9 protein-coding genes are annotated in these 15210 nt (G+C 70.5%); 5 read left to right on the top strand and 4 right to left on the bottom strand.

Features of this window, described 5'->3' with window-relative positions; genetic code table 11:
• Nucleotides 1-190: 190 nt before the first annotated feature.
• On the bottom strand, nucleotides 191-418 hold the full coding sequence (locus tag GPJ59_RS09370; protein WP_219666012.1) for a hypothetical protein: 228 nt from the start codon (nucleotides 416-418) through the stop codon (nucleotides 191-193).
• On the opposite strand from GPJ59_RS09370, the gene GPJ59_RS09365 reads away from it, so the two are divergent.
• A complete protein-coding gene (locus GPJ59_RS09365; protein ID WP_219666011.1) occupies nucleotides 408-7652 on the top strand; it encodes a polymorphic toxin-type HINT domain-containing protein in 7245 nt (2414 codons plus the stop codon). The two genes, GPJ59_RS09370 and GPJ59_RS09365, sit on opposite strands and share 11 nt — an antisense overlap.
• A gap of 8 nt (nucleotides 7653-7660) precedes the next feature.
• Entirely contained in the window at nucleotides 7661-8233 is a 573-nt protein-coding gene (locus tag GPJ59_RS09360; protein ID WP_219666010.1) for a hypothetical protein, read from the top strand.
• Between the two features lie 72 nt (nucleotides 8234-8305).
• Here the strand turns inward: GPJ59_RS09360 and GPJ59_RS09355 are convergent, their stop codons facing one another.
• The gene (locus GPJ59_RS09355; protein WP_219666009.1) at nucleotides 8306-9250 is read right to left on the bottom strand and encodes a DeoR/GlpR family DNA-binding transcription regulator; all 945 of its coding nucleotides are present in this window, start codon (nucleotides 9248-9250) and stop codon (nucleotides 8306-8308) included.
• A 175-nt stretch (nucleotides 9251-9425) separates the two neighbouring features.
• A complete protein-coding gene (locus GPJ59_RS09350) occupies nucleotides 9426-10865 on the bottom strand; it encodes an NAD(P)H-quinone dehydrogenase (RefSeq protein WP_219666008.1) in 1440 nt (479 codons plus the stop codon).
• A gap of 247 nt (nucleotides 10866-11112) precedes the next feature.
• Between GPJ59_RS09350 and GPJ59_RS09345 the strand changes: the two genes are divergently transcribed.
• From GPJ59_RS09345 to GPJ59_RS09335, 3 genes are all read left to right on the top strand, one after another.
• Nucleotides 11113-11550, top strand: a complete 438-nt coding sequence (locus tag GPJ59_RS09345) for a gamma-glutamylcyclotransferase (protein ID WP_219666007.1) — start codon at nucleotides 11113-11115, stop codon at nucleotides 11548-11550.
• 180 nt (nucleotides 11551-11730) lie between these two features.
• Nucleotides 11731-12549 carry a purine-nucleoside phosphorylase gene (locus GPJ59_RS09340; RefSeq protein WP_219666006.1) on the top strand — a complete coding sequence of 273 codons (819 nt, stop codon included), beginning with the start codon at nucleotides 11731-11733 and terminating at the stop codon, nucleotides 12547-12549.
• A gap of 75 nt (nucleotides 12550-12624) precedes the next feature.
• Nucleotides 12625-14274: a phospho-sugar mutase gene (locus tag GPJ59_RS09335; protein ID WP_219666005.1), complete on the top strand. Its 1650-nt coding sequence runs from the start codon at nucleotides 12625-12627 to the stop codon at nucleotides 14272-14274.
• Nucleotides 14275-14540: 266 nt separating this feature from the next.
• Here the strand turns inward: GPJ59_RS09335 and GPJ59_RS09330 are convergent.
• Nucleotides 14541-15210: hypothetical protein (locus tag GPJ59_RS09330; RefSeq protein ID WP_374200821.1), on the bottom strand; the 670-nt coding region annotated here is incomplete at its 5' end.

The raw sequence follows: 15210 nt of genomic DNA, 5'->3' as shown, positions 1-15210 counted from the left end.
CGGCTGAGCCTCCGACCGGAAAGCAGTATTCGGCCATTCCGTTTTCGGCCCGCTGTGTTCGATTGATTTGTAGCATCAGACGGGGTCTGCGTTCGACCCGGATCCCGTCGCACGGAGCATCCCCGGGGGCCTCGCGCGCGAAGTAAAGGAACCTCAAATTCCGCATTTAACACACCGTTAAAGATGCGCTTCACCTGGGCATATGCGGAGTCGCCTCCTCCGGATATTTCCCGACCACGCCGGGCTTCGACGCTGTTAGGTTCTGCGCGTCCGGTAAATCGCGGAACAACAGTGGTCCGCGTGCAATAATCAGGAGCGTTCGAATCTTGAAGAGAACCCAGGCGCATGCAATGCGTGCGCCTCTGAGGCGTGCCTGGCGGTGGCCGATACCGCTCATCGCCGCCAGTTTGCTGACCACGGGCCTGACCGTGGCGGACGCATCGGCGGCCTCCGGGCCCAAGCTGCCCGGCAACCAGAAGCTGACGAAGGTCGGCGGCAGCGACGTCAAGGGCAAGCCCGCGGCCGGGCCCGCGGAGTCGCAGAAGAAGAAGTGGAAGTCCGCGCCGGACGTCGCCTGGCCCGCGGCCGGCTCGGCCGAAATCAGCCTGCCCGACGCACAGGTCCCGACCGTCGCGGCAATGAAATCAGCCACCGGTCCCGCTTCCGCGCCCGCGGCAGCCGGATCGCCGCAGGCCGGCAAGGCGGTGAAGGCGGGCACGCTGCCCGTCTCCGTCTCGGCCCTGCCGGCGAAGAACGCGTCCTCGGCAGAGCGCCGTTCGGCCGGGGCCGCGGGGGCCCCGGCAGCCGCCGATCCGACCGGCGCCGCCGATCCGACCGGCGCCGCCGCTGCGACCGGCGTCAAGGTCAAGGTCGATCTGCACGACCAGGCCACGGCCAAGCGCTCCGGCGTCGGGAACGGCCTCCTGCTGACCGTCCGGCGGACCGATGCGGGCACCAAGGCCGCCCCGGTCTCGGTGGAGCTGGACTACAACGCCTTCAAGAACGCCTACGGCGGTGGCTGGGGCTCCCGCCTCCGCTTCACGGCCGTACCCGCGTGTGCGCAGACGACGCCGCAGCGTCCTGAGTGCCAGGGCTCCCAGGACGTCGTCACGAAGAACGACCCGGTCACCGGCAAGCTCGTCGCGACCTTCGACGCCCCGGCCGGCCGGGCCCCTGCCGCCAAGCCGGTCGGCAGCGCGTTCCTGTCCGCCCCCGCGGCGGCGGCGAGCAGCGCGACGATGCAGTCCGCCCCGGCCGCCGCGGCGGCCAACAGCGGCACCATGGTGCTGTCCGCCACGGCCGGCGCCGACGGCGCGAACGGCACCTACAAGGCCACCAGCCTGAACCCGTCGGGTTCCTGGCAGGCGGGCGGTTCGGCGGGTGACTTCTCCTGGTCCTACCCGCTGGACATCCCGGCTTCCCTGGGCGGTCCGAGCCCGTCGCTGTCCCTGGGCTACTCCAGCGCCACCATCGACGGCCGTACGAGTGCCTCCGCGCAGCAGACGTCCTGGGTGGGTGACGGCTGGGACCTGGCCTCGAACTACATCGAGCGGTCCTTCACCCCGTGCAGCCAGGACAAGCGCAAGGACTCCGGCTACAACAACCCCAAGGACGACACCGGCGACCTGTGCCACGGCGCACCCATGGTCACCATGTCCCTCAACGGCGGCTCGACGCCGCTGGTCCTGGACGACACCAGCAAGAAGTGGCGTCCGGCCAAGGACGACGGCTCCCGCCTGGAACTCCTCTCCGGCGCCGACAACGGCGACAAGGAGGGTGAGCACTGGCGGTTCACCAACCCCCAGGGCATCCAGTTCTACTTCGGCCTCAACAAGCTGAACAACTGGGTCGCGGGCAAGCCGGTGACCAACTCCACCTGGACCGTCCCCGTCTACGGCAACCACCCCGGTGAGCCCTGCTACAACGCCACCTTCGCGGACGCCGTCTGCAGCCAGGCCTACCGCTGGAACCTGGACTACGTCGTGGACCCGCGCGGCAACGCGATGACGTACTGGTACCAGAAGGAGCAGAACTACTACGGCTCCAACTACAAGATCGCCGGTGGTTCCACCGCCCGCGAGTACACCCGCTCCGGCTGGCTCGACCACGTCTCCTACGGCCTGCGCGACGACAACCTCTTCACCAGCGCCCCGGCCGAGGTCCGCTTCAAGGTCGAGGAACGGTGCCTGAAGACCACGACGTTCGACTGCGACCCGGCCAAGCTCAAGCCGGAGGTCGACTGGAACATCGCCAAGCAGTGGCCGGACACCCCCGGCGACCAGCTGTGCGCCAAGGGCGAGGAGTGCAAGGGCCGGTTCACCCCGACCTTCTTCTCCCGCAAGCGCCTGACGGAGGTCAGCACCTTCGTCTGGAACGGCACCACCCACAAGCCGGTCGACACGTGGAAGCTCGTGCAGGACTTCCCGCAGACCGGTGACGGCTCGGACTACCCGCTGTGGCTGTCGGAGATCCGCCACGTGGGCAAGAACGGCACGAACGTGGCGGGTGCGGCGAACGCGGAGATCGAGCTTCCTGCGGTGAAGTTCCGCGGCAAGCAGCTCGACAACCGTGTCGACGGCCAGGGAGACGGCAAGGTCCCCTTCAAGCGCTACCGCATCGAAGCGATCGACACCGAGACCGGCTCGACCATCGCGGTCGACTACGCTCAGCCCGAGTGCCGGACCGCCGACCCCCGCGTCATGCCGGCCTCGCCGGAGACCAACACGCTGCGCTGCTACCCGGTGATCTCCGAACTCCCGGACCCCACCGACCCCGAGCGCAAGCGGAAGATCTACTCCACCGACTGGTTCCACAAGCACATCGTGGACTCCGTCCGTGAAGAGGACCGGGCCGGCAACTCCCCGAGCCGTGTCACCACGTACCAGTACGTCGGAAAGCCCGCCTGGGCCTTCGACGACGAGACGGAGATGATGCGGCCCAAGACGCGTACGTGGTCGCAGTGGCGCGGCTACGAGCGCGTCAGGACGTTCATCGGCGCGGCCCCCGACAAGCGGTCCATGACCGAGACCCTCTTCTTCCGCGGCCTGGACGGCGACCGCGCCACCCCCGAGGGCGGCAGGAAGTCCGTCAAGGTCAAGGACTCCGAGGGCAACGAGATCGCCGACCACCGCCTCTACGCCGGCCAGACCCGCGAGGTCCTGGCCTACAACGGCGAAGGCGGCGCCCTGGAGGCGGCCACCACCTACACCCCGTGGCTGCACGGCCCGACGGCCACCCGCCTGCGCAAGGGCGAGGTCCCGGCGGAGGACATCGAACCCCTCCAGTCCTTCGTCCAGCAGACCACGCACGTCAACTCGCGCATCCTGCTCTCCGACGGCCGCGGCTGGCGCCGCACCGCCATGGAGACCAGGTACGACAACCGCGGCATCGCCCAGTGGGTGTCGCGCAAGGGCGACGTCGCCGACCCCTCGGACGACAGCTGCAGCCGCTACGAGTACGAGTCGGACGAGACCCGCTGGATCATCGCCCGCCAGAAGCGCATCGAGACCGTGGCCAAGGCGTGTGACGCTGCCGTGCAGCGCCCCGCGGACGTCACCTCGGACGTCAAGGTGTCGTACGACGCGGCCGGCAACGTCAAGTCGACGGAGTCGCTGACCGGGTACTCCGGCAGCACTCCGCAGTACCAGGTCGACGGCAGCGCGACCTTCGACGACTACGGCCGTCCGAAGACGACCACCGACGTCTTCGGCAAGGTCACCAAGCTCGACTACACCCCGGCGTCGGGTCAGATCGTCACGAAGGTCGTCACCACCAACCACGCCGGCCACACCGAGACGACGCAGACCGACCAGGGCCGCGGCTCCGTCCTGGCCAAGCAGGACACCAACGGCCGCCGCCAGGTGATGGAGTACGACGCCCTCGGCCGCCTGACCAAGGTGTGGTCGCCGGGCCGTACCCCGTCGAGCAAGTCGCCCAACGGCATGTTCTCCTACGACGTCCGCACCGACGGTCCGGTCGTCATCACCAACAAGGCGCTGCTGGACGACGGCACCTACCGCACCAGCTACGACATCTACGACAGCAGCCTGCGCATCCGCCAGACCCAGATGGAAGCCCTGGCCGGCGGCCGCGTCATCTCCGACACCTTCTACAACAGCCTCGGCCAGGTCTGGAAGTCCAACGGCGCCTACTACACCGCAGGCACCGCCTCCGGCGTCCAGTTCGCGCCGAAGGACAACGAGGTCCCGTCCTCCACGGTGACCCAGTACGACGGCTCCGGCCGCTCGGTGGCCCAGATCTCCCGCAAGTTCGGCGAGGAGACCGACCGCACCACCACCACCTACGGCGGCGACAACATCACCGTCGACCCGCCCAAGGGCGAGACCCCGACCCGGGCCTTCCTCGACGGCGCCGGCCGCAAGACCGAGCTCCGCCACTACCGGTCCGACTCGCCGACCGGGGACTACGACAGGACGACCTACGGCTACGACGAGCGTGGATCGCTGGAGTCGGTCACCAACCAGGCCGGCGACAAGTGGGGGTTCAAGTACGACCTCCGCGGCCGCATGACCGAGCAGACGGACCCCGACAAGGGCACGTCGAAGATGACGTACGGCAAGGGCGACCGGCTCGCCACACTGACGGACGGCCGCGGCAAGGTCACCGCCCCCGAGTACGACGCCTTCGGCCGGGTCGTCGCGATCCATGAGGGCTCGCCGACGGGCCCGAAGCTGACCTCGACCACCTTCGACACCCTGCCGGGCGCCATCGGCCTGCCCGTGGCCTCGACCCGGTACGTGGACGGAAAGGCGTACACCCAGGAAGTCACCGGGTACGACACCGACTACCGCCCGACCGGAACGAAGATCACGATTCCGTCCTCGGAAGGTGCTCTCGGCGGTACGTACCAGTTCTCCACCGGCTACCGGGCCAACACCGGCCTGATCGAGTGGACCGAGCAGCCGGCCGTGGCCGGGCTGCCCATCGAGCTCATCTCGATGAAGTACAACCACTTCGAGCTGCCCACCGTCATGGGCGTCGAAGGCAAGACGTTCGTCGACAAGGTCGACTACTCGCCCATGGGCGACGTCCTGCGCACCCACTCCGGCCCGGCCGGATCGCAGGTCTACACGACCAACTACTACGACGAGCAGACCCGCCGCCTGACCCGGACCATCAACGACACGGAGAAGGCTCCGGGCCGGATCAACGACACGTCGTACGACTACGACGCCGTCGGCAACATCCTCAAGATCACCGACAAGGAAGGCCCCACCGCCGCCCCCGACGTCCAGTGCTTCGCCTACGACTACATGCGCCGCATGAACGAGGCGTGGACGGCCACGGACGACTGCGCGGCCAAGCCCGACGCCGCGGGCCCCGGCTCCAAGCCGCAGGTCGGCGGTCCCAGCCCGTACTGGAGCTCCTACAGCTTCGACGCGGCGGGCAACCGCACCAAGGAGGTCCAGCACTCCCCCACCGGTGACCTCACCAAGGACGTCACCCGCTCCTACAGCTACGGAACTCCCGGCCAGCCCGGCGCCAACCAGCTCAAGAAGGTCGACGTCACCGGCCCCGGTGGAACCCGTACCGAGTCCTACACCTACGACAAGGCCGGCAACACCGAGACCCGCACCGTCCAGGGCGACACCCAGACCCTGCTCTGGAACACGACGGGCCAGCTGGAGAAGGTCACCAAGGGGACGGACGAGACCGGCTTCGTCTACGACGCCGGCGGCAACCGCCTCATCAAGCGCGACAACACCGGCACCACGCTCTACCTGCCGGGCACCGAGGTCAAGCTGACCAAGGCCGGCAAGCTGGAGGGCACGCGCTACTACGCCCACCCGGCCGGCCCGACCATGGTCAAGACCGTCAAGGACGGCGTGACCACCACGTCGTACCTGATGACCGACCACAACGGCACGGCGACCACCTCCGTGGACGCCAAGACCTCCGCGGTCACCCGCCGCAAGTTCACCCCGTACGGCGAGGTCCGCGGCACGGCCCCGTCGGTGTGGCCGGGCAAGGGCGGCTATGTCGGCGGCGAGATCGACGAGTCCATCGGCACGGTCCACCTGGGCGCCCGCGAGTACGATCCGGCGACCGGACGGTTCCTGTCCGTCGACCCGATCGTCGACTTCAACGAGCCCAAGCAGCAGAACGCGTACGTCTACGCGAACAACTCGCCGGTCACGTACGCCGACCCCAGCGGCCTCTCCATCGCACCGCCCGTGATGCCCGTCAAGGACTTCACGGAAGCGGAGGCCGCCTGGGCCCGCATGATCCAGGGCAAGAGCGCCCTGGACATCGCCCTCGAAGTCGCCATGGGCATCCTCAAGGACGCCTCCGGCTACGACGACATCCGCGACTGCCTCAGTGGCTCGTGGGGCGCCTGTGCCGGTCTCGCCCTCGATGCGGCCCTGCCCTTCGCGGGCCGCGCCAAGCGCATCCTCAAGGCACTCGACCGCGCCTGGGAAGCCTTCAACAGCTGGTCGCACAAACTCGCACTCGCCCGCGACATCCTCGCCCGCGTCAAGCGCTACGAGCAGGCCATGGCGAAGTACGCCGAGGACCTCGCCGAGTGGAAGCGGCAGGTGGAGGAAGCAGCCGAACGGGCCAGAAAACTGGAGGAGGAAGCAGCAGCAGCCAGAAAGGCGGCCCAGGAGGCGGCAGCCGCCGCGGCCAAGAAGGCCGACGAGGCCAAGGCCGCAGCGGCCAGGCAGGGCAAGGCGTCCACGCAGAAGGCCAAGAAGGGCGACGGCGACGGAAAGTCGTCGAAGTCCGACGAGACGTCCAAGAACGACGCCCCGCAGAAGGACAGCTGCGAATCCAACAGCTTCGTCCCGGAGACCCACGTCCTGATGGCCGACGGCTCGTCCAAGCCCATCGAGGACGTCGAGATCGGTGACGAGGTACTTGCGGGCAACGCGGAGTCCGGATCGACCACGGCGCGGCCCGTCGTGGCGCAGATCATCGGCCAGGGGCAGAAGAACCTGGTCGAGATCACCATCGACACGGACGGCGCCAAGGGCGATGCGGCGGAGCAGGTGACCGCCACGGATCAGCATCCGTTCTGGGTCCCGTCCCTGCGCAAGTGGCTCGATGCGACCGACCTCAAGGCCGGCGACCTGCTGCAGACCTCGTCGGGTACGTGGGTCCAGGTCACCGAGGTCAAGCGCTGGACGCAGCAGAAGCAGGTCCGCAACCTCACGGTCGCGGGCGAGCACACGTACTACGTGCTGGCGGGCTCCGCCGCCCTCCTGGTTCACAACTGCGGCAAGGGCAAGGGCAGGGGCGACGGGAAGAAGGCCGAATCCCCGGCCTTCAAGAATGATCCGTACCACAAGGACGCGGTGGACAGCCGGGTCATCCCCCAGGAGGTTCACGACACCGTGGACGCGATCCGGCAGGGGCTGATCGACCAGCGCATCTCCGACGGTGAATGGGACACGCTGAAGGGAAGGCCGGGTATGCCTGGCGGTGCCCGCAAGTGGATCGGCTCGACCATCTACACAGGCGTGGGAGAAGCCGGACAGACCGGCAACAGTCTGACCAGAATCCTGGTCGATTCGCACGGCAATATCGGATACGTACTCGGCCACAGATACAATAAGGTGTACACGTATCCGTGGGGCACTCTACCGGGCGCGTACACAGGCCGCTCCGGGCCGGTCAACCGACGGCGTTAGGAAAAGGAATGTCCGATCAGTCGGAACGGGAGGGCCAACTGGCCCTGGCCGGCCTGTCCGTGCAGCCGGCGGTCGCCGTCCCTGCAGGCGCCGTCCCCCCTGCGGTCGCAGGTCAGATGATGAGCGTCCTGCCGGGCGACACCCGTAGCGAAGCATGGGTGGACGTGGAGGATCCCCTCCTCCACGAGAAGGCGAATTCCGACTGGTACCGCCTCTCCGTCACGAATGGACTGTTCAAGGAGGAAGACCCGACCTTCTTCATCGCGCTTCGACCGCCCGGTGAGGAAGGGCCGTCCCGATGGACCTGCGTGACACTGCAGGACCCCTGGGACATCATGGGCAAGGGTGCAGCAGGAATTCTCGGCAGCAGCTACGGGCGCCCGGAGTTTCTCACCCTGTCCCGTGACGGAAGTGTTTTGTGCTGTGGGACCACATCGCAATTCTCGATCGGCACGGTGGTGGTGACATCACCGGAACGCCAAGAGGTTCTCCGGCGATTCGCCCGCTATCTCAGCATTGCTGATATCGGGCATCCGGAATCCCGGGCAGCCGCAAAGCGGTGGCTCGACAGCACGGAATGACACACACGTAAATGACACAGATGCCCCACCGGGTCCGCCCGGTGGGGCATCTGCGTTCCCGGCGGGAGTCCGCTACCGCCTCCGCAGGTCCGCCACCCGCGCCCGGTCCCCCGGCTCCGGTGGTGAGACCGCGCTGCGGAGCTGGGGGCCGCCGCGGCGCTGGACCGGGAGCGGGGCGTCGCGGCGGGTCTGGCGGCGGCCGGGGAGGCCGTCGACGCCGGCCGCGCCCGGGTGGCCGGAACCGGCCACGGTGATCTGCACGCCCTGGTCGGCCAGTGCCTGGAGCTCGGTGGCGGCCCGGTCGTCGTGCGGCGGGGGCTCGTCGGTCACCAGGCGGGTGATCACGTCCGTCGGCACGGTCTGGAACATCGTGTCGGTGCCCAGCTTGCCGTGGTCGGCGAGGACCACCACCTCCGCGGCCGCCTGCACCAGCGCCCGGTCCACGCTCGCGGAGAGCATGTTCGAGGTGGACAGGCCGCGTTCGGCGGTCAGTCCGCTGCCGGAGAGGAAGGCGCGGGAGACCCGCAGGCCCTGGAGGGACTGCTCGGCCCCGCTGCCGACCAGCGCGTAGTTGGAGCCGCGCAGGGTGCCGCCGGTCATCACGACCTCGACCCGGTTGGCATGCGCCAACGCCTGTGCGACGAGCAGGGAGTTGGTGACCACGGTCAGTCCGGACACCCGGGCGAGCCGGCGGGCCAGCTCCTGGGTCGTGGTGCCCGCGCCGACGACCACGGCCTCGCCCTCTTCGACGAGGCCGGCGGCTACATCGGCGATGGCGGTCTTCTCCGCCGTCGCGAGGTGGGACTTTTGCGGAAAGCCGGACTCCCGCGTGAAACCGCCCGGCAAGACCGCACCGCCGTGCCGGCGGTCGAGGAGTCCTTCTGCCTCCAGTGCCCGCACGTCCCGCCGTACGGTCACTTCGGAGGTCTGGACGACGCGGGCGAGCTCACGGAGCGACACGGCCCCGTTGGCGCGCACCATTTCGAGGATCAACTGACGACGTTCTGCAGCGAACACGAAACAGACGGTAACCCCAACGACCGTCTGCTTTCAGCTCTTTGCGCCGGAATTCCGAAGTTGTCCGCACGGCGGGGCGACTAGTGGTATACGCACAGCGAAGGCTGCGTGTCGACCACGTGACGATACGTCGCCCCGCCCCAAACCCCGTACGGCCTGCGGCGGTTCGGCAGGCCTAGGCCTCGCCGCCGGCCTTGCGGGTGTGCAGCTGGCGGGCCACCTCGGCGATCGATCCGGACAGCGAGGGGTACACGGTGAACGCGTTTGCGATCTGCTCGACCGTCAGGTTGTTGTCGACGGCGATCGAGATCGGGTGAATCAGTTCGCTCGCGCGCGGCGAGACGACCACGCCGCCGACGACGATGCCGGTGCCGGGGCGGCAGAACAGCTTCACGAAGCCGTCGCGGATGCCCTGCATCTTGGCGCGCGGGTTGCGCAGCAGCGGCAGCTTGACCACCCGGGCGTCGATCTTGCCGGCGTCGACGTCGGCCTGGGTGTAGCCGACGGTGGCGATCTCGGGGTCGGTGAAGACGTTGGAGGAGACCGTCTTGAGGTTCAGCGGGGTCACCGCGTCGCCCAGGAAGTGGTACATCGCGATGCGGCCCTGCATGGCCGCGACCGAGGCGAGCGCGAAGACGCCCGTGACGTCGCCGGCGGCGTACACGCCGGGCGCGCTGGTGCGCGAGACCTTGTCGGTCCAGATGTGGCCGGACTCCTTCAGCCGGACCCCGGACTCCTCCAGGTTCATGTCCCGGGTGTTCGGGACGGCGCCGACCGCCATGAGGCAGTGCGTGCCGGAGATGACCCGGCCGTCGGAGAGGGTCACCTCGACCCGGTCGCCGACCCGCTTGGCGGACTCGGCGCGCGAGCGGCCGACGACGTTCATGCCGCGGCGCCGGAAGACGTCCTCCAGGACGGCCGCCGCGTCCGGGTCCTCGCCGGGCAGCACGCGGTCGCGGGAGGAGACCAGGGTGACGCGGGAGCCGAGGGCCTGGTAGGCGCCGGCGAACTCGGCGCCGGTCACACCGGAGCCGACCACGATGAGCTCCTCGGGGAGCTCGTCCAGGTCGTAGACCTGGGTCCAGTTCAGGATGCGCTCGCCGTCGGGCTGGGCGTCGGGGATCTCGCGGGGCGTGCCGCCGGTGGCGATGAGCACGGCGTCCGCGGTCAGAATCGTTTCGGTGCCGTCGGCGGCGGTGACGATCACGTCGCGGGTGCCGTCGATGCCCTGCGGGCCGCCGAGCTTGCCGCGGCCGCGCAGGACGCGGGCGCCGGCCCGGGTCACGGAGGCGGTGATGTCGTGGGACTGGGCGAGCGCGAGGCGCTTGACACGGCGGTTGACCTTGCCGAGGTCCACGCCGACGATGCGCGCCTTCTGCTCCAGCGGCGGGGTGTCGTCGGCGACGATGATGCCCAGCTCCTCGTGGGAGGAGTCGAAGTTGGTCATCACCTCGGCCGTCGCGATGAGGGTCTTGGAGGGTACGCAGTCGGTCAGGACCGAGGCCCCGCCCAGGCCGTCGCAGTCGACGACGGTCACCTCCGCGCCGAGCTGGGCGCCCACGAGCGCCGCTTCATACCCGCCGGGTCCGCCGCCGATGATCACGATCCGGGTCACGAAAAGTCCGCCTCACGTCTACCCGGCCGGCTGCCGCTTCCGGCCGGTGGTTCCGGGGTGACTCCCCGGGGGATGCATTCCGTGCTCCATTGTCCCGCACGCTTCAAGGTGCTTCTTCCCCGATCGGCCATCCGGTGCCCGCCACGGCCGGCCGCCCGGTGCCCGCCGCGGCCCGGCATCCGGTCCGCACCACCCGTGCGGCGGGCGGGCACGCGGCCACCCGTTCCCCTCCCGTACCCTCGACCCCATGTCGCTCTACGCCGCGTACGCCGGCAACCTCGACCCGCGGCTGATGACGCGCCGCGCCCCGCATTCCCCGCTGCGCGGCACGGGGTGGCTCCAGGACTGGCGGCTGACCTTCGGCGGGGAACAGATGGGCTGGGAGGGCGCGCTCGCCACGATCGTGGAGGCGCCGCGCCACCAGGTCTTCGTCGCGCTGTACGACATCGCCCCGCTGGACGAGGACAGCATGGACCGCTGGGAGGGCGTCGGCCTCGACATCTACCGGCGCATGCGGGTACGGGTGCACACCCTCGACGGCGAGGAGGCGGCCTGGGTGTACGTCCTGAACGGCTACGAGGGCGGTCTGCCCTCGGCCCGCTACCTGGGCGAGATCGCCGACGCGGCCGAGATGGCGGGCGCCCCGCACGACTACGTGATGGAGCTGCGCAAGCGGCCCTGCTGACGGGTTCCGGCTCCGCCGGGAGCCCCCCGACACCGGGGCCCGGCGGGCCCGGGGCGATGCCGGGGCGATCCCGGGGCGATCCCGGACGGAGCAAATCGTCGGAAACGACAAAGCAACGATCCGAACACCGTGAGCTGTGCCATCTACGCGCGTAGGCCATCAGCGGCTACGCTCGTCCGCGTGAACGCATCTGTTATCGACCCCACCGCCGATCCCCACGCAGCCGCCGACGCCGCCGCCGCGCGTCTGCGGGAGCTCACCGGCGCCGAGACCCACGACGTCGCCCTCGTGATGGGCTCGGGCTGGGCCCCCGCCGCCGAGGCGCTCGGCGCCCCCGAGGCCGAGTTCCCCGTCACCGAACTGCCCGGCTTCCCGCCGCCCGCCGTCGAGGGCCACGGCGGGACGATCCGCTCGTACAAGATCGGCGACAAGCGCGCGCTGCTCTTCCTCGGCCGTACGCACTACTACGAGGGCCGCGGCGTCGCCGCCGTCGCCCACGGCGTGCGCACCGCCGTCGCCGCCGGCTGCAAGACCGTGGTCCTCACCAACGGCTGCGGCGGCCTGCGCCAGGGCATGAAGCCCGGCCAGCCGGTCCTGATCAGCGACCACCTCAACCTCACCGCGGCCTCGCCGATCATCGGCGCGAACTTCGTGGACCTGACCGACCTGTACTCGCCGCGGCTGCGCGCGATGTGCAAGGAGATCGACGCGACCCTCGAAGAGGGCGTCTACGCGCAGTTCCCCGGCCCGCACTACGAGACCCCGGCCGAGATCAACATGGTCCGCGTCATGGGCGCCGACCTGGTCGGCATGTCCACCGTGCTGGAGGCCATCGCCGCCCGTGAGGCCGGCGCCGAGGTGCTGGGCATCTCCCTCGTGACGAACCTGGCGGCGGGCCTGTCCGGCGAGCCGCTGAACCACGAGGAGGTCCTCCAGGCGGGCCGCGACTCCGCCGCCCGCATGGGCGAGCTGCTCACCCAGGTCCTCGCCCGCATCTGAGCGGCAGGACCCGGCAGCGGCAGGACGCGACGACGACGCAGGCACGAGACGCAGGCACGAGAAGAGGCGGATGAAGTGCAGGACGACCTGATCACCCGGGCGCGGGCGTGGCAGGCGGAGGACCCGGACCCGGAGACGGCCGAGGAGCTCGCCGGGCTCGTCGCGGCCGGCGACACGGCCGAACTCGCGGACCGGTTCTCCGGCACGCTCCAGTTCGGCACCGCGGGACTGCGCGGTGAGCTGGGCGCGGGCCCGATGCGGATGAACCGCTCCGTGGTCATCCGGGCCGCGGCGGGTCTCGCGGCGTACCTGAAGGCCCAGGGCCACGCGGGCGGCCTCGTCGTGGTCGGCTACGACGCCCGCTACAAGTCGGCGGACTTCGCCCGCGACACGGCGGCCGTGATGACCGGCGCCGGGCTGCGCGCGGCCGTCCTGCCCCGCCCGCTGCCGACGCCCGTCCTCGCGTACGCGATAAGGCACCTGGGTGCCGTCGCCGGCGTCGAGGTGACCGCGAGCCACAACCCGCCCCGGGACAACGGCTACAAGGTCTACCTCGGCGACGGCTCCCAGATCGTCTCCCCGGCCGACGCCGAGATCGCGGCCGAGATCGCGCGCATCGGCGCGCTGGCCGACGTACCCCGCCCGGACAGCGGCTGGGAGGACCTCGGCGAGGAGGTCCTGGAGGCCTACCTGGCGCGTACGGACGCCGTCCTGACGCCCGGGTCCCCCCGGGGCGTGCGGACCGTCTACACGGCCATGCACGGCGTCGGCAAGGATGTCGTGCTGGCCGCGTTCGCCCGGCACGGCTTCCCCGCCCCGGCGCTGGTCGAGGCGCAGGCCGAGCCGGACCCGGCCTTCCCGACGGTGGCGTTCCCCAACCCGGAGGAGCCGGGCGCGATGGACCTGGCCTTCGCCACGGCGGCGCAGGTCCAGCCGGACATCGTGATCGCCAACGACCCGGACGCGGACCGCTGCGCGGTGGCCGTCCCGGACGACGCCTCCGAGGGCGGCTGGCGGATGCTGCGCGGCGACGAGGTCGGCGCGCTGCTGGCCGAACACCTGGTCCACAAGGGCGCGCAGGGCGTCTTCGCCGAGTCCATCGTCTCCTCCTCCCTCCTGGGCCGGATCGCGCAGGCGGCGGGCCTGGGCTACGAGGAGACCCTGACGGGCTTCAAGTGGATCTCCCGGGTCGAGGGCCTGCGCTACGGCTACGAGGAGGCCCTGGGCTACTGCGTCGACCCCGAGGGCGTGCGCGACAAGGACGGCATCACCGCCGCCCTGCTGGTCGCCGAGCTCGCCTCGGAGCTGAAGGAGCAGGGCCGCACCCTGGTGGACCTGCTGGACGACCTGGCGGTCGAGCACGGCCTGCACGCCACCGACCAGCTGTCGGTGCGGGTGGAGGACCTGTCGGTCATCGCCTCGGCGATGGCGCAGCTGCGGGCGCAGCCGCCGGCGCAGCTGGCGGGCCTGCAGGTGGTCTCGGCGGAGGACCTGACCAAGGGCACGGAGTCGCTCCCGCCCACGGACGGCCTGCGCTACCACCTGGAGGGCGACTACCGGGCCCGGGTGATCGTCCGCCCGTCGGGCACGGAGCCCAAGCTCAAGTGCTACCTGGAGGTCGTCGTCCCGGTGGCCGACGCCGCCGACCTGACCCCGGCCCGCACCCGCGGCCAACAGACGCTGGCCGCCATCAAGAAGGACCTGGCAGCCGCGGCGGGCATCTGACCTTTCCGTGCGCCCCTCGCACCCTTCGGCGCCGGGGCGCCTCAGGGGCTTCGGCCCGCTGCGACGGACTCCGTCCGCCGGCCCTTGGCCGGGGCACGCCCCGGCCTCTCCCGCCGCCACAGTACTGTCGGCCCTCTGAGCTCCGGCTCAGGGGGCCGCCGCCATATCCGACCCGGAAGAGGCTGACGGGGCCGGGCGGGTACCGCCAGGCCGGGCAGGTAGGCGGCCTGGAGAACTCGACGGGGACGGACGCGCCGGCCGGAAGGTCAAGGGCTCTTCGACGAGGGCGGAGTCGGGCCCGGGGGCGTGGCCGGGGTCGGGGTTGTGGTCGGGCGGACGATTTCGCCCAGGGTGGAGGCGGACTCCGGGCGGGCGCGTACCGCGTCGGTGCACTCGAAGGAGCGCGGCGGGTCCGGGTCCGGGCCACCGAGGACCACCGGGCCGGGGCCCGCCGAGACGGCCTCGCTGTCGGACAGCGTGCACACGATCTGGGCCAGGGCGACCGGCGGCAGGTCCTCGGGGCGGCGGCTGAGCCGCAGCGTGCCGACGGGGTCGCCGGCGCGCGGCGGCGCCGCGGTCAGGCCGGCCGGGACGCCCGTGGTGAAGCCGGCGTCGCGCTCCTCCGTCGAGGGCGTGTGCTCCAGGGCCTCCAGCAGCGCCTGGGCCACCAGTACCACCGGGTCCTTGGCGGGCCGCTTCTCCGGCACCGGGACCACCCGTTCGACGCCCACCAGCTGGGATCCGCAGACCAGTTCCACCGTGGCCCGGAAGCCCTGGACGCCGGAGGCCTGGGCCGATCCGGGCACCGGCGTGTCGCAGGACACCCGGGACGGGGCCGGGCCCACGTCCACCGGGACCGTCGTCGCCCGGATCCCGCATCCGGAGGCGAGCAGGACCAGCCCGGCGGCGGCCAGCGCGCTCCCGGCCGCCCTGCGC

Source organism: Streptomyces bambusae, assembly GCF_019400985.1.
GTDB classification, from domain to species: domain Bacteria; phylum Actinomycetota; class Actinomycetes; order Streptomycetales; family Streptomycetaceae; genus Streptomyces; species Streptomyces bambusae_A.
The sequence above is the reverse complement of the archived record's forward strand: the minus strand, read 5'-3'. Positions and strand labels throughout refer to the sequence as shown.